This window comes from Ensifer sp. SL37 (genome assembly GCF_026672675.1).
Taxonomy (GTDB): Bacteria; Pseudomonadota; Alphaproteobacteria; order Rhizobiales; family Rhizobiaceae; genus Ensifer; species Ensifer adhaerens.
In genome coordinates this window covers 469,246-486,394 of sequence record NZ_JAPPRN010000002.1, presented here as the reverse complement: position 1 = coordinate 486,394, position 17,149 = coordinate 469,246, and the positions used below count along the sequence as shown (strand labels likewise).

Here is a 17,149-nt window from a genome sequence, read left to right as displayed (position 1 = left end):
CTCCACTTGTCGCGACTTGCCAGACTGCAATCGACAATCGGTATGCTGCAACAGCGACCAAGACCTGCCGCCCGGCCGCGCGTTCCCGGCGCATTTTCGGCCAAAGGTGCGATCCGAGTACGCGAAAAGGCCCCTGCCCGTATTCATCGGGATAGACGTTGTGACAGTCTGCCCGCAGCGTCAGCAGTGGCGCGCGGTGCTCTTCAAAATCGGCCGAAAACAGCGCGCACCGAGGCTCTTTCACGAGCCGCGCGGGCGGAAAGGTGCGTATTCCGGTGAAGTCGGCCGCTGATTGAACTAAGCCGCTAGTCGCGGCAATTGGTGGCCTCTTTGAGAGATGTCTCCTGTCTGAGAGGATTTGGGTGTTGCAAACCCACCCTTCAGACAGGAGATCCAGATGGCCGAGATGAGCCCTCTGCGTCGCCGGATGATCGAGGACATGACGGTCCGCAATCTTTCTCCGGCCACGCAGCAATCCTATCTTTATGCAGTCGCAAAGTTTAGCCGCCATTTCGGCCGATCACCGGCTCGGCTCGGCCTGGACGAGGTCCACGCCTTCCAGGTTCACCTTGTGTCGACGGGCATCTCCTGGTCCGGATTGAACCAGATCGTCTGCGCCCTCCGGTTCCTCTATGGCGTGACGCTCGGCCAGAATACGATCCCGGAGCATATTCCGTATGCGCGCGAGCCACGCCAGTTGCCGGTTGTTCTTTCGAGCGACGAGGTGGTCGACTTTCTGCAAGCCGTCTCCAGCTTGAAGGCGCGGGTGGCTCTGACAACGGCTTATGCCGCCGGCCTGAGGGTTTCGGAGGTCTGTGGTCTTCGCGCCAACGATATCGACAGCTCAAGGATGGTGATCCACATCACGCGTGGCAAAGGCGGCAAAGCCCGCTACGTCATGCTGTCGCCGGAACTGCTCGGGATCCTGCGCAGCTATTGGCGGTTGGCGCGGCCCAAGGACATCGTGTTTCCTGGGCGCGATCCAGACAAGCCGATCGCGCCGTCGGTGCTGCATTCCGCCTGCCGTTCGGCGATTGCGGCGGCGGGTCTTTCCAAGCACGTCACCGTCCATACGTTGCGGCATTCCTTTGCCACTCACCTGCTCGAGAACGGGACCGATATCCGCATCATCCAGGTCCTGCTCGGTCACGCCCACCTCTCCACGACAGCGCGCTATACGCAGGTCTCTACCGACACGATCCGGTCGATGGCCAGTCCGCTCGATCGGTTACGACTGGAGGTGACGCCGCCGGAATCGTGATCGGTTGCGTCCCACCTTCGAAGTCGCCGACATCTTTCGGCGACATGGGAGCTCCTACAGACGTGAGAACGCCGGTCATCTTGGCCGCGGCAAACGACGCGTCATGGGCGCGATCGAAGCCTGGCGGACGCCGAGGCTCGGCGGTCACGTCGATGCCTGCGACGATTGCGGCAGGACCCGCATCTCCTATAATTCCTGCCGCAATCGCCATTGCCCGAAGTGCGAAGGCGCGGCCCGCAAGGAGTGGGTCGCTGCACGCGTCGCCGATCTGTTGCCGGTCCCGTACTTTCATGTGGTCTTCACGCTACCACCGGGCATCGCCGAGATCGCTTTCCACAACAAGGCGGTCGTCTATGCATTGCTGATGCGCATCGTGGCCCAGACGCTGCAGACCGTTGCCGCCGATCCCAAGCGGCTGGGCGCCGAGATCGGCATCGTCGCCGTGCTTCACACCTGGGGCCAGGCCATGACCCATCATCCCCATGTTCATTGCGTCGTGCCCGGCGGCGGTCTCTCGCCCGACAGAGCTAGGTGGGTGGCATGCCGGCCGGGCTTCTTTCTGCCCGTGCGCGTACTGTCGCGGCTGTTTCGGCGGCTCTTTCTGACGGCCCTTGCTAGAGCCTTCGCTCACGGTGAACTCCGCTTCTCCAACGAACTCAGCCATCTCAACGATGACGAGGCGTTCACCCGCCATCTCGCGCGTGCGCGCCGCGTCGAATGGGTCGTCTATTCGAAGCCACCGTTCGGCGGCCCCGACCAGGTGCTCGCCTATCTCGGCCGCTACACCCATCGTGTTGCCATCGCCAACAGCCGCATCGTCGAGGTCGATGATGACCACGTTGCCTTCCGATGGAAGGATTACCGTGGCAAGGGTCGCGACCGCGAGAAGATCATGCGCCTTGACCCGCACGAGTTCATCCGGCGTTTTCTTCTACACGTGCTCCCGGACGGCTTCCACCGCATGCGCCACTTCGGCTTTCTCGCCAATAGCCACCGACGGGATCGTATCGGCCTCTGCAGGCAGATCCTCGATCAACCATCATCAGCAGGGGAGCGGTCGCAGGCAGGCAAATCACAGCCCGGGCAATCCCACGAATGCCCTGACTGCCGGCGTCCCATGCGTAGGACAGGAATCACTGTTGCGCCTGTTTCGCCGCCCCGGCCATCATCTTTCTGGTGCGATACATCATGAACTCCGACAATCCGCACCCCCTCCCATATGCCCACAAAACCAAGCGCCGCGCCGGCGCGCGATACCGCGTGGCCCTGGCCACACCGAAAGACCGACAGTGTGCATTGAGAGCGCAAAAATCGCTTCCTATCGTCCGGCAAGCTGCTCGCGAAGGTCGCCAGATCACCACAAAAATCGGCGGTGCGATTGCCGTCCACGACGAATCCGCTATCGTCATCAAGCGGCGTGCTTTACTATTCCCATAACGGCGCCAAACAACCCGCGCCTTACTTCAATCCGGCTTATGTGAGGTCGCTCGAGCTCGCCGCGACGACGGATGCGACCTCACATAACCCTCCAGATTCAGGCCGTCTAGCCCTTAAGTTAGCGCATATGGGGGGACTCCCCACCGTTTAACAAGCGGATTTTTGAGCGGCCAGAGAGGGGTCGAAGGTGGTGCCCGTTTTGAGCATGGCGCTGGCGACGGCAAGGAGGCGGTCGGCGACGGATCGCAGGGCTCGACCGTGGCTGTGACCTCGGCTTCGAAGGGCCGCGTATTTCAATCGGCTTCTGAGGTCGTGTTGAACGGCGACGCGCGCCCAATGGTACATGGCGTTGGCCAGTCGGTCATGGCAAGCCTGTCTTCTGACGACGATGCAGCTCTTGCCCGAGCGCTTGGTGACCGGCGCGACTCCTGTCAAGCTGCGCAAAGCGGCGTAATCACGCCGCTGCAGGGCATCGAACGCTTCTGCGAGCAGCGTGGCGAGGACGATCCTTCCTACTCCCGGCAAGGATGCAAGGATCTCCACGTCATGCTTCCGCTGCCCCGGCTCGGCCTCCGTGACCGGAACGAGGCTGGCGGTCAGGCCATCGAGCCGATGATGCGCTTGTGTGAGCTGCCGGTTGACCAGGCGGATGCGGGCAATGAGCGTGGTGACGTGGGCGCTGGCGGATTCGGTCGTTCCGGCGGCGACTTTGAGCGGCGGCTGGCGCAACACATCGAGCACACGGGCGGCGCTGAACCGGCGGATGCGATGGCGCTTGAGAAGCTTGGCGATCGTCACCTCGCGGATGCGCGCGGCTTTATCCGGTGTCGGCGCGGTCTCCCAGAGATCGAGCAACCACTCTGCCCCCAGGTCGCTTTCGAGCTCCAGCAGTGCGGGGAAGTAGCGCCAGAGCTGCTCGCGCATGCGGTTCGTCAACCGGTTGCGCTCGTCACTGAGGTCTTCGGCGATGCGCGACCACTCGCGCAATTCAACGACGACGGGGTCGGCGACAGCAAGCAGCCGGAAGCAACGCGGATCGGTGCGCAGGGCGGAGGCCATCACTTCGGCATCGCGGCTGTCGTCCTTGGCACCGGCCAGGGTGAACCGGTCGCGGAACCGATCCATTTGTTTCGGGTTGATGGCGTGCGCCTTGAAGCCGCGCTCCATCAGCGTCTCGACCACGGGGCCGTACGGCACCTCGATTGCGACCTGGATTTCATCCCCCTCAACCGCGCCGCTCGCCGCCATCAGCCAGGCCGTCATCTCGGCGAGCCCTTCGCCACCGTGCCTGAAGACCCTTTCGCCGATTTTCCGGCCATCCCCGTCCGTGAGGAACACATGATGGCTCTCCGACGCCCAGTCGACGCCAGCAATATCTTTGATCAGTCATGCCTACTCCCCGTTTGAGCCTACGAGCCACCGCGATCTTCGCCGATCCCTGTACTGGCGCTCGGAAAAGGCACAGGTCCGGCGCGAACTCCCCACGGGGCATCGATCACGGCCAATCCGACGGGGCACGTGTCCCCCCCAGGTGCTCGAAGCACAGGGGGCGGTGGGTCGCTCCCGACGAATCGGCTCGGTTCGGGAAGGCTACGCCAATTCGGGCCGTCGCCCATGGTGCAGGGAAGTTCCGCTACGCTTCACGTCGCCACACAAGGCGAGCATCCCAAGAACCGCGTGAGAAGGGTACAGGGGGGGCGAACAATGCCGCGAAGTCAGCCCAGATTATTCGGAAGTTGAGCAAGGAGGCTGAACTTCGACTTCAGTTCGTCAAGCCCGCGCTGGATCTCATTGTTGGCGATCGCACTTTCAGCCTTTTGAGCCATCTGCTCAATTTGGCGCATCGCAACCTTGTGCATGTTCTCTTGAGTAGCACGCTCAACGCTTTGCCGCTGACGATGTTGCTGACCAGCATATGCCTGGGCGTTTTGTTGTACTGGGCTCGTCTCAACACCCGGGGTCAAGGCCGTCATCGCGTTAAAGCCGGACAATCCACCTATCATTCCAAATACTCCAAATAGCTATAACGACACGACGCATCGCGCTTTTTATTGGGCGCTATGCGTCGCGGTAACCTTAGTACGACGAAGAGCCGCTGAGCTTATCCGCGGTGGCCTTCAGGGCCGCCTCAGAGTTTGCCTGCGCATCGGTCGCATCCTTTGAATCGATGTTCCGGATTGCACGATCGGAAGCCATTTTCATGCTTTCCATCTGGCGCTGATGCTCACGCTCGTTGTTTGCCATGGTGAGCTCTCGCTGCTCTTTCAAATGGCGGTCTTGCTGAGCCTGCAGCTCGTCCATGCCGGAGCTTCCGGAATTACCCGAAACAGCGGAAACTGCAGAGGCGACGCCCTCAAGCACACTGGCAGCGGCCGGAATGGCGGCAAGAAGTCCTGGAATCATATACTTATCCTTTCACGGTTTTCTATCGAACGGCCAAAGCCGTCTATCTACGCCACACACGGCGTTGGTGCCGATGAGAGTACACGCCTAAGACCGCGACCATGATCGCTCCCGCCTACACAAGCGGTCGCCCAGGTCGTTAGTCTTGCCTCGGCCTTGCCAAGTGCACTGCATGCCCTGCATCTAAATTAAAACCTACAGATAAAATGCAAAATAGTCTTATAGTCTTTTGAAATGGCTTGACGGGTCGCAATTGAATCTTCACGACCGGGCTTCCGAATTTTCACCGGCGACGCGTTGCGTTGCGGGGGGTCCTGAACGCAACGGGACTTGGAATTATATTACCAAGTGGAAGTTTAACCTCTCAACAGATCGCATCGTTGTGAGGTGGATTGTGACGCCGCCGCAGTCAAGGGGATCGAGAAGGGCAAAAAAAATCCAAAGAAACGGGCCGTTGGCGATGGCTTAGCTTGTGGCGACAAGGCCTCACATCGCCGATCGCCCGGCTGGCAGTCTGGGTCGCCGCCGACCGCGCGGTGCCAAAAAAAAGGTGGCCCGATGCGTTGATCAACTGTAAGCGCTCATTTCGGTGCGCGCTATTAGATTAGGCGGCTTGAGCCGGCGGTCAGGCAGGCTGCCTTTTGAAGTTGAATGGTAGCAGGTCGTCGATGTCGGCGTTGTCGGGACGCTGCGGCAGTTCGGTGAGAACGTGCCGCAACCACGCGAATGGTTCGACGCCACAGGCGCGACAGGTCAACATCAGGCTGTAGGTGACGGCGCTGGCCTTGGCTCCATCGACGGTGTCGCTGAACAACCACGATTTTCGGCCGGTGGCAAAAATTCTAATGTCGCGCTCGAGTAAATTGTTATCAATCGGCATCCTACCGTCGTCGGTATAGCGGGTCAGATATTCCCATTGATTGCGCGTATAGGAGACGGCGTCGCCAAGCTTGGTGTCGGGCACGACTTTTGGAGCGATCGCGTCGAGCCACGCCTTGAGGGCGTTCAGGACCGGGACGCTGTGTTTCTGGCGAAAGCGGCGCATGTAGTGAGAGTGTCAGGAATTCTGTGCGGTGGGCCATGATGATGAAAAGGAGCGAATCATCACATGGCTATCGAAAAAGAACTTCTGGACCAACTTCTTGCTGGTCGTGATCCATCCGATGTTTTCGGCAAGGACGGCTTGCTGGATGACCTGAAGAAGGCACTGTCGGAGCGTATTCTCAACGCCGAGCTTGATGAACATCTCGCCGTCGATCGCAGCGAAGGACCGTCGGGCAATCGGCGGAATGGATCTTCGAAAAAGACGGTGCTGACCGGTACCTCGAAGATGACGTTGACCATCCCGCGCGACCGGGCCGGTACGTTCGACCCGCAGCTGATCGCCAAATATCAGCGCCGCTTTCCCGATTTCGATGATAAGATCATTTCCATGTACGCGCGCGGCATGACGGTGCGGGAAATCCAGGGCCACCTCGAAGAAATCTACGGTATCGACGTGTCGCCGGACCTGATCTCGGCGGTGACCGACCAGGTTCTGGAGGCCGTTGGCGAGTGGCAAAACCGCCCGCTCGAGCTGTGCTATCCCCTCGTGTTCTTCGATGCCATCCGGGTCAAGATCCGGGACGAAGGCTTCGTTCGCAACAAGGCCGTTTATGTCGCGCTCGCAGTTCTGGCGGACGGCACAAAGGAAATCCTCGGGCTCTGGATCGAGCAGACCGAAGGGGCAAAGTTCTGGTTGCGCGTGATGAATGAGCTGAAAAGCCGTGGCTGCCAGGACATCCTGATCGCCGTGGTCGATGGCCTGAAGGGCTTTCCCGAAGCCATTACGGCCGTCTTCCCTCAGACGATCGTCCAGACCTGCATCGTCCACCTGATCCGGCATTCTCTGGAGTTCGTGTCCTACAAGGATCGCAAACCCGTCGTACCGGCGTTGAGAGCCATCTATCGTGCTCGAGATGCCGAGGCTGGAATGAAGGCGCTGGAGGCTTTCGAGGAAGGGTATTGGGGCCAGAAATACCCTGCCATCTCTCAAAGCTGGCGGCGCAATTGGGAACACGTTGTTCCCTTCTTCGCCTTCCCAGAGGGCGTCCGCCGCATCATCTACACGACGAACGCCATCGAGGCGTTGAACTCGAAACTTCGTCGGGCAGTGCGCTCGCGCGGCCATTTCCCGGGTGACGAAGCCGCGATGAAGCTGTTATATCTGGTCCTCAACAATGCGGCCGAGCAGTGGAAGCGCGCGCCGAGGGAGTGGATCGAGGCAAAGACACAGTTCGCCGTCATCTTCGGCGAGCGGTTCTTCAACTGATGAAACCGGCCCACCGCACAGAATTCCTGACACTCCCTCGGGATGTAGGTCAGATCCGTTGCCCAGACCTGGTTGGGCCGATCGACCTTCAGAGCGCGCAGCAAATAGGGATAGATCTTGTGCCCATCGCCGGGTGCTGACGTGCGCGGCTTGCGGTAAAGCGCCGCGATCCCCATGCGTTTCATCAGGGTCCGCACATGCAGTCGGCCGACGTCAAACGCCTTCGCGCGTCAGAAGCTTCTGCAGCATCCGGCTGCCCGCGAACGGGTAGTCCAGATGCAGCTCGTCGATCCGACGCATCAGCGCAAGATCCGCCGGCGACGCCGGTTGTGGCATGTAGTAGACGATGCTGCGACTGATCCCCAAAGCTCGGGCCTGGCGGGTGATGGACAGTTCGTGATCGCGGTCGATCATTTCTTTACGCTCCCCAACAGTCCCGCCTTGGTGAGCGCGCCGGATAAAAAATCGTTCTCCAGCGAAAGCTCCCCGATCTTGGCGTGCAGCGTCTTTACATCCACCGCAGGCTCCGACGGCTTTGATCCCGTGTCGAAGATCGCCGTCATGCCCGCAAGCGCCTGATCTCGCCACGTCGTGATCTGGTTGGCGTGAACGTCGTATTGTTGCGCAAGCTCCGATAACGTCTTCTCCCCCTGGATCGCAGCAAGGGCTACACGCGCCTTGAAGGCTGCGCTGTGGTTTCGGCGGGGTCGTCTGCTCAAGTGATTCTCCTGTTACGGCACTCTCGCCGCTCTCAGCCAGAAATTCCACTTAACGACCTGTCCAATTTTCCCGAGCCACCTCTATACCTTCGAAAAAGAGCGAAGTGAGGAGTTCGAAGCCGTTTTGACAGAACACGGTTCACAACGGGGTACGATACACAATCAACATCTCTTTGCTTGCGCTCGTACCTTTCACCCGACAAAGGTGTCGTTTACCCGAACCCAGTGGCGCAAGCGGCTTGCACGACTGAAGAGCTCGGCTTCTCCGCCATAGCGATCCTCGCCATGGCCAAGGATGCAACGGAGCCGACCGGTTGGATCTCTGGGCCAAACGGGCGGGCATCTCCGGATTTGCTCGCGCCGATCTTCAAATAGAAATTTAAGAATGCGAGAGCCTATGTTCTATGCGACCAGGTTCAGCGATTTACCTGCGCGCAAAGCCGTTGCATCCACACGCCCATCGTCTTCGCGATTAACGATCGCGTTCAATTTGTCGAAGAGGACGCTTGCGGCTTTGAAGGATAGCGCTTCCCTGTTGTGAAAGAGGCCGAAGCGAAACAAAGCGGTGCTCGGCAGGCTTGGCACGAGAGCAGCTTTGCACGGTAGTGACCTCAACAGATATTGGGGGATTGGAGTGCACACTTCACCCTTGGCAACAAAATGCGAGCGGACCAGGTAATCGTCAACCCGTGCGACGATATTGTGGGCAATGCCAGCTTCATCAAGCAATCGCTTCGCATAGTAGGTGTAGGGGGACTGACTGGTTTCAAGGATTACCGGGATCGGTTCATCACCCCTGCTGGCGTTGCTCCAGGGAGCGCAACCCACGAAAACCAGGGGCAAGTCGATCACAAGATCCGGAGCGCTCTCATAGTGAAACAGAGGGCGCGCCGCCGCATCGAGCTCGCCGCGCGTAAACATTTCTGCGAGCGCCGCCGGCCGACCGATATGAATTTCGAATTCCCGCCCAAGCTCAAGATAACCGTCAGGGGTGCGGCAATAATGGGCGGCGAGGCCGTCACTGATACCAAGCCGCGGCTTCGATCTCTTCTCTCCACGGGCGATCCCGCGCAGCGTGTTCTCCGCCTCGACGATTGTAGCAATCAGACTAGCGACCGCATCGGAGCGGACCGTCAGGGTGTTGCCATTGCGCGAGGCAACGGAGATGCCGGACAGCTTTTCGAATCGGGCAATTTGCTGGGAAACCGCCGGCTGGCTGATCCCCAAATGTTCGGCCGCAATTGACACACTCCGGTGTGTCAAAACCTCTTGCACGCAGCGGATTGTGCCCAAAGATAAACGGTGTGAATCTAGAAACTTGCTCATTGATCCTCCAGTCGCGGCGATCAGTTGCGGGAGCGGTTATGGACTTGTTCTTGGGGTCTATTTTTTAACCCAAGAATAAGCCCAACGATCTTGCGCGTCCGTCTCTCGCAGGCCGCATCTAACACGTGTGGGAACTCGCCTCTTCACCCTATTTTTTTAGGGGCTGACTTGCATATAAGTTTGTCTTTTAGAATGTGGAAACGTAAGTTACGTGGCAATTGGAGGATTGACGTGCGCAAGTTGGAACAGTTGAACGTCAGCGTATCCTCTGGCGGAGACAAAGCGGTCGAGACAATCGATGCAGCCGCCATTCGTGCGCAGCTCAATCGCATCACAAGCAGCAAAGAGTTTGACGTTCCGGAGCGTGGGCGCCGATTCCTGACCTACGTGGTTGAAGAGACCTTGGCCGGTCGCGCCCAGAGGATCAAAGCTTACTCGATTGCAACCGAGGTTTTCGGACGCGACGCAACGTTTGAGCCACAGACAGACCCGATTGTCCGCATCGAAGCAGCCAAGATACGCAAGTCCTTGGAACGATACTATCTTCTTGCTGGTCAGAACGATCCCGTCATCCTCACAATACCGAGAGGCAGCTACTGTCCGAGCTTCTCCAAGAACAGTCACATTATCGATATCAACGATGCCCCACATATGTCCGAGCCATCGGACCACAGGGCGCCACCTTCAAACGGCCGGACCCGGCGCAGTAAAGCCGCAATCGGATGGCTCTTGGCATTCGTCGTTGTCGCATGCGCAGCGATTTCACTCGCCCTCATGCTGGATCGAACGCCTCCCACCAGGCAATCGCAGCCCCCAACAACACCAAGGCTCCTCGTCCAACCGTTTGAGGCACTGCCCCCAAGTGACAGTTCAACATTGATCGCACGAGGGCTGACGAGTGAGATTATTGGACAATTGGCGAGCTTCAAGGAGATTGAAACAAGCGTTGGATCCGAGCAAGAAGATGGAGAGGGCAAGATCCGCTACGTCCTGCAGGGCGAGGTACGAATAGGTGGCGAAAGCCTTCGCCTGACGGTGCGCTTGATTGACAGTATTGGTGGCGTCGTCGTTTGGGCCAGGAGTTATGGTGAGACGTTGCGCGTAAAAGACGTCGTTGAACTTGAGGTCCGAATTGCCGATGAAATAGCAGCAGCACTAGCACATCCTTACGGTGCTATTTTTCAGGCGGATGCGGCTCGTTTTACTCACACGCAACCGGACGATTGGGGCGCATACGCTTGCACTCTGGCATTCTACGGATATAGCGCCAACCCAAACCCCAAGGAACACTCAAACGTTCAACGGTGTTTAAAGAGTTCCGTGGCGCAATTTCCGGATTACTCGACCGGCTGGGCGCTCCTCGCACTCAGCTACGTCGATGAATTTCGCTTCCGCTTTTCCACGACAGGATCCGCAAGGTTCGCTCTGGATCGTGCCGATGAAGCTTCTCGCCGTGCCGTCGAGCTAGCTCCTCAGAACACGCGCGCTTTGCAAGCGCGTATGCTAGCATTGTTTTTTCAAGGAGATATAGAAACGGCCGTAAGCGTTGGCGCCCGTGCTTATGCTCTCAACACAAACGACTCTGAGCTCATACTGGAATACGGCTATCGACTTGCGCTGTCGGGCCAATGGGATGAAGGTTGCGGCCTTCTTCTTAAAGTGACGAACCGCGACACCGGGCCCGTGGCCCAACTACAAAAGGCGCTTGCGCTTTGCGCCTACATGCGACGGGACTATCCTGCGGCGGAGCGCTGGGCCAGGGCAAGCAACCTGCCGAACGATCCCATATTCCATTTTATTCTGGCCGCGACGCTCGGCCAGGTTGGTAACGATACCGAGGCGCGTGTTGTGTTGACCTGGATTGAGAAGAACGTGCCGGAGTTGCTTCACAACGTTCGCCAGGAAGTGGCAATTCGGATGCCCCGCGCAATTGACCAGGCACACTTTCTCGACGGCTTGAAAAAGGCCGGTTTTACAATTCCGTCCCAATGATTGCCTTACGCTCGATATCGGCCGTCAGAATTGCTCTTTTCCAGATCATACCGAGGAAAAGCTCCACTTGTCGCGACTTGCCAGACTGCAATCGACAATCGGTATGCTGCAACAGCGACCAAGACCTGCCGCCCGTACTGCGCGTTCCCGGCGCATTTTCGGCCAAAGGTGCGATCCGAGTACGCGAAAAGGCCCCTGCCCGTATTCATCGGGATAGACGTTGTGACAGTCTGCCCGCAGCGTCAGCAGTGGCGCGCGGTGCTCTTCAAAATCGGCCGAAAACAGCGCGCACCGAGGCTCTTTCACGAGCCGCGCGGGCGGAAAGGTGCGTATTCCGGTGAAGTCGGCCGCTGATTGAACTAAGCCGCTAGTCGCGGCAATTGGTGGCCTCTTTGAGAGATGTCTCCTGTCTGAGAGGATTTGGGTGTTGCAAACCCACCCTTCAGACAGGAGATCCAGATGGCCGAGATGAGCCCTCTGCGTCGCCGGATGATCGAGGACATGACGGTCCGCAATCTTTCTCCGGCCACGCAGCAATCCTATCTTTATGCAGTCGCAAAGTTTAGCCGCCATTTCGGCCGATCACCGGCTCGGCTCGGCCTGGACGAGGTCCACGCCTTCCAGGTTCACCTTGTGTCGACGGGCATCTCCTGGTCCGGATTGAACCAGATCGTCTGCGCCCTCCGGTTCCTCTATGGCGTGACGCTCGGCCAGAATACGATCCCGGAGCATATTCCGTATGCGCGCGAGCCACGCCAGTTGCCGGTTGTTCTTTCGAGCGACGAGGTGGTCGACTTTCTGCAAGCCGTCTCCAGCTTGAAGGCGCGGGTGGCTCTGACAACGGCTTATGCCGCCGGCCTGAGGGTTTCGGAGGTCTGTGGTCTTCGCGCCAACGATATCGACAGCTCAAGGATGGTGATCCACATCACGCGTGGCAAAGGCGGCAAAGCCCGCTACGTCATGCTGTCGCCGGAACTGCTCGGGATCCTGCGCAGCTATTGGCGGTTGGCGCGGCCCAAGGACATTGTGTTTCCTGGGCGCGATCCAGACAAGCCGATCGCGCCGTCGGTGCTGCATTCCGCCTGCCGTTCGGCGGTTGCGGCGGCGGGTCTTTCCAAGCACGTCACCGTCCATACGTTGCGGCATTCCTTTGCCACTCACCTGCTCGAGAACGGGACCGATATCCGCATCATCCAGGTCCTGCTCGGTCACGCCCACCTCTCCACGACAGCGCGCTATACGCAGGTCTCTACCGACACGATCCGGTCGACGGCCAGTCCGCTCGATCGGTTACGACTGGAGGTGACACCGCCGGAATCGTGATCGGTTGCGTCCCACCTTCGAAGTCGCCGACATCTTTCGGCGACATGGGAGCTCCTACAGACGTGAGAACGCCGGTCATCTTGGCCGCGGCAAACGACGCGTCATGGGCGCGATCGAAGCCTGCCGGACGCCGAGGCTCGGCGGTCACGTCGATGCCTGCGACGATTGCGGCAGGACCCGCATCTCCTATAATTCCTGCCGCAATCGCCATTGCCCGAAGTGCGAAGGCGCGGCCCGCAAGGAGTGGGTCGCTGCACGCGTCGCCGATCTGTTGCCGGTCCCGTACTTTCATGTGGTCTTCACGCTCCCACCGGGCATCGCCGAGATCGCTTTCCACAACAAGGCGGTCGTCTATGCATTGCTGATGCGCATCGTGGCCCAGACGCTGCAGACCGTTGCCGCCGATCCCAAGCGGCTGGGCGCCGAGATCGGCATCGTCGCCGTGCTTCACACCTGGGGCCAGGCCATGACCCATCATCCCCATGTTCATTGCGTCGTGCCCGGCGGCGGTCTCTCGCCCGACAGAGCTAGGTGGGTGGCATGCCGGCCGGGCTTCTTTCTGCCCGTGCGCGTACTGTCGCGGCTGTTTCGGCGGCTCTTTCTGACGGCCCTTGCTAGAGCCTTCGCTCACGGTGAACTCCGCTTCTCCAACGAACTCAGCCATCTCAACGATGACGAGGCGTTCACCCGCCATCTCGCGCGTGCGCGCCGCGTCGAATGGGTCGTCTATTCGAAGCCACCGTTCGGCGGCCCCGACCAGGTGCTCGCCTATCTCGGCCGCTACACCCATCGTGTTGCCATCGCCAACAGCCGCATCGTCGAGGTCGATGATGACCACGTTGCCTTCCGATGGAAGGATTACCGTGGCAAGGGTCGCGACCGCGAGAAGATCATGCGCCTTGACCCGCACGAGTTCATCCGGCGTTTTCTTCTACACGTGCTCCCGGACGGCTTCCACCGCATGCGCCACTTCGGCTTTCTCGCCAATAGCCACCGACGGGATCGTATCGGCCTCTGCAGGCAGATCCTCGATCAACCATCATCAGCAGGGGAGCGGTCGCAGGCAGGCAAATCACAGCCCGGGCAATCCCACGAATGCCCTGACTGCCGGCGTCCCATGCGTAGGACAGGAATCACTGTTGCGCCTGTTTCGCCGCCCCGGCCATCATCTTTCTGGTGCGATACATCATGAACTCCGACAATCCGCACCCCCTCCCATATGCCCACAAAACCAAGCGCCGCGCCGGCGCGCGATACCGCGTGGCCCTGGCCACACCGAAAGACCGACAGTGTGCATTGAGAGCGCAAAAATCGCTTCCTATCGTCCGGCAAGCTGCTCGCGAAGGTCGCCAGATCACCACAAAAATCGGCGGTGCGATTGCCGTCCACGACGAATCCGCTATCGTCATCAAGCGGCGTGCTTTACTATTCCCATAACGGCGCCAAACAACCCGCGCCTTACTTCAATCCGGCTTATGTGAGGTCGCTCGAGCTCGCCGCGACGACGGATGCGACCTCACATAACCCTCCAGATTCCGAAACGAAGCCGGCCACCTATTCCGAATTCATTCCGGCCACCATTCCGCTCTGAAGCCGGCCAGTTGATGCTCCCCTGGGTCGTTGTTTTGCATGGCGCGTGATTGTCGCGCGGTCAAGCGGCGGATGGTGCCTGGCGCTGTTAGAGGTGGCTCGGGAAAATTGGACAGGTCGTTAAGTGGAATTTCTGGCTGAGAGCGGCGAGAGTGCCGTAACAGGAGAATCACTTGAGCAGACGACCCCGCCGAAACCACAGCGCAGCCTTCAAGGCGCGTGTAGCCCTTGCTGCGATCCAGGGGGAGAAGACGTTATCGGAGCTTGCGCAACAATACGACGTTCACGCCAACCAGATCACGACGTGGCGAGATCAGGCGCTTGCGGGCATGACGGCGATCTTCGACACGGGATCAAAGCCGTCGGAGCCTGCGGTGGATGTAAAGACGCTGCACGCCAAGATCGGGGAGCTTTCGCTGGAGAACGATTTTTTATCCGGCGCGCTCACCAAGGCGGGACTGTTGGGGAGCGTAAAGAAATGATCGACCGCGATCACGAACTGTCCATCACCCGCCAGGCCCGAGCTTTGGGGATCAGTCGCAGCATCGTCTACTACCTGCCACAACCGGCGTCGCCGGCGGATCTTGCGCTGATGCGTCGGATCGACGAGCTGCATCTGGACTACCCGTTCGCGGGCAGCCGGATGCTGCAGAAGCTTCTGACGCGCGAAGGCGTTGACGTCGGCCGACTGCATGTGCGGACCCTGATGAAACGCATGGGGATCGCGGCGCTTTACCGCAAGCCGCGCACGTCAGCACCCGGCGATGGGCACAAGATCTATCCCTATTTGCTGCGCGCTCTGAAGGTCGATCGGCCCAACCAGGTCTGGGCAACGGATCTGACCTACATCCCGATGGCGCGCGGGTTCTGCTATTTGATCGCCATCATCGATTGGTTCACGCGCAAGGTTCTGTCGTGGCGGTTGTCGATCACCATGGACGCTGCGCCATGCGTCGAGGCTCTCGAGGAAGCGCTGGCCTGCTACGGCAAGCCCGAGATCTTCAACTCGGATCAGGGCAGCCAGTTCACCAGCCACGACTTCACAAAGGTGCTGCTCGACCACAAGATCAAGATCAGCATGGACGGCAAGGGTGCCTGGCGGGACAATGTCTTCGTCGAGCGGCTGTGGCGGTCGGTGAAATACGAAGAGGTCTACCTCAAGGCCTACGACAGCGTCCGCCAGGCCCGTACATCGATCGGAAAGTATCTCGACTTCTACAATCAGAGACGGCCACATTCGAGCCTTGACGGCAAGACTCCGGATGAGGCCTACTTAACCCCGACACCGCTGCCCGAAGCGGCTTAACCACAGGCAGGATTCCACTTAAAAACCGGGAAGACCTGTCCAAACAAACCGAGCCACCTCTGTTTTCGCAAGCTCTCGCCGGACAGTTCGATGCGGTAGGCGTTGTGGACAAGGCGGTCGAGGATGGCATCAGCGATCGTTGGATTGCCGATCATGTCGTACCAGTGATCGACGGGCACCTGGCTGGTGACGATGGTCGATCGCTTCTCGTAGCGGTCCTCGACGATCTCCAGGAGATCGCGCCGCTGCTCGTCGTTGAGCTTCTCCGGGCCCCAGTCGTCGAGGACAAGCAGGTCGGTTCTGGCGAGCGCCTTGAGGACCTTGGGATAACGGCCGTCGCCGCGCGCCAGCGCAAGGGTGGCGAACAGCCTGGGCAGGCGATGATAGGCGACGGAGAAGTCCTCGCGGCAGGCCTTGTGTCCGAGCGCGCAGGCGAGCCAGCTCTTGCCGACGCCGGCGGGCCCGATCAGCAAGATGCTGTGGTGTTGCCTGATCCAGTCGCAGTTGGCGAGCTTCAGGAAGAGATTGCGATCGAGGCCGCGGGCGGCGCGGAAGTCGATGTTCTCGATCTGGGCATCGTGGCGGAGCCTCGCGGCGCGCGCCCTTGCCTCGAAGCGCTTCTGACGGCGCGTGGTCGCCTCGCGTTCGAGCAGCAGTGCAAGCCATTCGCCATGCTCGAGGTGTCTGGCTTCCGGTTGCGCCTCGAGTTCCTGATAGGCACTGGCCATGCCTGTCAGGCCGAGTTCGCGCAGCATGTCGATGGTGGGATTGGTCAGCATTATCAGGTGTCTCCTCAATGGAAGTAGCCGGGTCCACGCAGGTTTGCGTGTTCCATGACGGCGGCGGGTTCGGTGGAATGTCTGGCGGCCTTGTGGGCGGCGATGAGCGAGGCAATGGTCTTGCAGGTCAGGCCGCCGATCTCGACGGCGCGCGCCGAAACGGCCTCGGCGCGCTCGCGGCCGATGTCGCGATAAAGGCGCAGGATGCCGAGGCATGTTCTGAAGCCCTGCTCGGGATGCGGCCGGCTGGCGAGGATGGCGGTGATCAGCCCTTCGGTCTGCGGACCGATCGACGCGCCCCATCGCCGGAAGCGCTCCGGCGTCCACTCGGCATAGCGGCGGTGGGAACTCGGCATGTGCGCCGGGTCCGTTCCATAGCGCGGCCCGCCATAGCGGCGCTGATGGACCGCAACACGTTTGCCGCGATGGAAGACCTCGATCATCCGCGCTGTCGCCCGGATGTTGTTAACGGCTGTGAGAAAGCGCGCAAAAATGGCGCCGAGGATTGGGGAATGGGAAAGCGGCCTTAGAGGCCGCTTTTCGTTTTGACGGGTTGAATGGGATCGTGACGCTGGAGTAACGAGCGTGGCCGCTTTTACCGTTCTGGTTTGGAAGGGGGCTGATCGTCAGGGGCGTGTTGGTGGCGGACAAACTCCTGGATGTGGGGAGCGTAACGGCTCCAACGGCAGTCCACTCAATCAG

General features: G+C 59.9%; 13 protein-coding genes and 2 pseudogenes. 7 read left to right on the top strand and 8 right to left on the bottom strand.

Features of this window, described 5'->3' with window-relative positions:
* The first annotated feature begins 397 nt into the window (after positions 1-397).
* Positions 398-1,261, top strand: a complete 864-nt coding sequence (locus OVA00_RS10185; protein WP_268088772.1) for a tyrosine-type recombinase/integrase — start codon at positions 398-400, stop codon at positions 1,259-1,261.
* Between the two features lie 4 nt (positions 1,262-1,265).
* Positions 1,266-2,453 (top strand): IS91 family transposase, encoded by a 1,188-nt coding sequence (locus OVA00_RS10180; protein WP_268088771.1) that lies wholly within the window; start codon positions 1,266-1,268, stop codon positions 2,451-2,453.
* A gap of 392 nt (positions 2,454-2,845) precedes the next feature.
* On the opposite strand, the gene OVA00_RS10175 is transcribed toward OVA00_RS10180, so the two are convergent.
* The 4 genes and pseudogenes from OVA00_RS10175 to OVA00_RS10160 form a co-directional block, all read right to left on the bottom strand.
* On the bottom strand, positions 2,846-4,072 hold the full coding sequence (locus OVA00_RS10175; RefSeq protein ID WP_442780486.1) for an IS110 family transposase: 1,227 nt from the start codon (positions 4,070-4,072) through the stop codon (positions 2,846-2,848).
* Positions 4,073-4,413: 341 nt separating this feature from the next.
* On the bottom strand, positions 4,414-4,701 hold the full coding sequence (locus OVA00_RS10170; RefSeq protein WP_268088769.1) for a hypothetical protein: 288 nt from the start codon (positions 4,699-4,701) through the stop codon (positions 4,414-4,416).
* Positions 4,702-4,774: 73 nt separating this feature from the next.
* Positions 4,775-5,101: a hypothetical protein gene (locus OVA00_RS10165; protein ID WP_268088768.1), complete on the bottom strand. Its 327-nt coding sequence runs from the start codon at positions 5,099-5,101 to the stop codon at positions 4,775-4,777.
* A gap of 625 nt (positions 5,102-5,726) precedes the next feature.
* Positions 5,727-6,146: pseudogene (locus OVA00_RS10160) on the bottom strand (IS66 family transposase); the annotation flags it as partial.
* A 63-nt stretch (positions 6,147-6,209) separates the two neighbouring features.
* On the opposite strand from OVA00_RS10160, the gene OVA00_RS10155 reads away from it, so the two are divergent.
* The gene (locus OVA00_RS10155; RefSeq protein ID WP_268088633.1) at positions 6,210-7,412 is read left to right on the top strand and encodes an IS256 family transposase; all 1,203 of its coding nucleotides are present in this window, start codon (positions 6,210-6,212) and stop codon (positions 7,410-7,412) included.
* 38 nt (positions 7,413-7,450) lie between these two features.
* Here the strand turns inward: OVA00_RS10155 and OVA00_RS10150 are convergent.
* Together OVA00_RS10150 and OVA00_RS10145 are read right to left on the bottom strand one after the other, a co-directional pair.
* Positions 7,451-8,131: pseudogene (locus OVA00_RS10150) on the bottom strand (IS3 family transposase); the annotation flags it as partial.
* A 402-nt stretch (positions 8,132-8,533) separates the two neighbouring features.
* A complete protein-coding gene (locus OVA00_RS10145) occupies positions 8,534-9,457 on the bottom strand; it encodes a LysR family transcriptional regulator (RefSeq protein ID WP_268088767.1) in 924 nt (307 codons plus the stop codon).
* Between the two features lie 240 nt (positions 9,458-9,697).
* Between OVA00_RS10145 and OVA00_RS10140 the strand changes: the two genes are divergently transcribed.
* The 4 genes from OVA00_RS10140 (at position 9,698) to OVA00_RS10125 (ending at position 15,668) form a co-directional block, all read left to right on the top strand.
* The gene (locus OVA00_RS10140) at positions 9,698-11,449 is read left to right on the top strand and encodes a hypothetical protein (RefSeq protein WP_268088766.1); all 1,752 of its coding nucleotides are present in this window, start codon (positions 9,698-9,700) and stop codon (positions 11,447-11,449) included.
* Between the two features lie 459 nt (positions 11,450-11,908).
* Complete coding sequence (locus tag OVA00_RS10135; protein ID WP_268088550.1) at positions 11,909-12,772, top strand: tyrosine-type recombinase/integrase; 864 nt, start codon at positions 11,909-11,911, stop codon at positions 12,770-12,772.
* Between the two features lie 4 nt (positions 12,773-12,776).
* Positions 12,777-13,964 carry an IS91 family transposase gene (locus OVA00_RS10130; RefSeq protein WP_268088552.1) on the top strand — a complete coding sequence of 396 codons (1,188 nt, stop codon included), beginning with the start codon at positions 12,777-12,779 and terminating at the stop codon, positions 13,962-13,964.
* Between the two features lie 571 nt (positions 13,965-14,535).
* A protein-coding gene (locus OVA00_RS10125) for an IS3 family transposase (protein WP_442780480.1) occupies positions 14,536-15,668 on the top strand; the annotation gives its coding sequence in 2 pieces (ribosomal slippage) (positions 14,536-14,788 and positions 14,788-15,668; 1,134 coding nt in all).
* On the opposite strand, the gene istB is transcribed toward OVA00_RS10125, so the two are convergent.
* Complete coding sequence (gene istB / locus OVA00_RS10120; protein ID WP_268088764.1) at positions 15,665-16,447, bottom strand: IS21-like element helper ATPase IstB; 783 nt, start codon at positions 16,445-16,447, stop codon at positions 15,665-15,667. The two genes, OVA00_RS10125 and istB, sit on opposite strands and share 4 nt — an antisense overlap.
* A 14-nt stretch (positions 16,448-16,461) precedes the next feature.
* Complete coding sequence (locus OVA00_RS10115; protein ID WP_268088763.1) at positions 16,462-16,890, bottom strand: hypothetical protein; 429 nt, start codon at positions 16,888-16,890, stop codon at positions 16,462-16,464.
* Positions 16,891-17,149 lie beyond the last annotated feature (259 nt).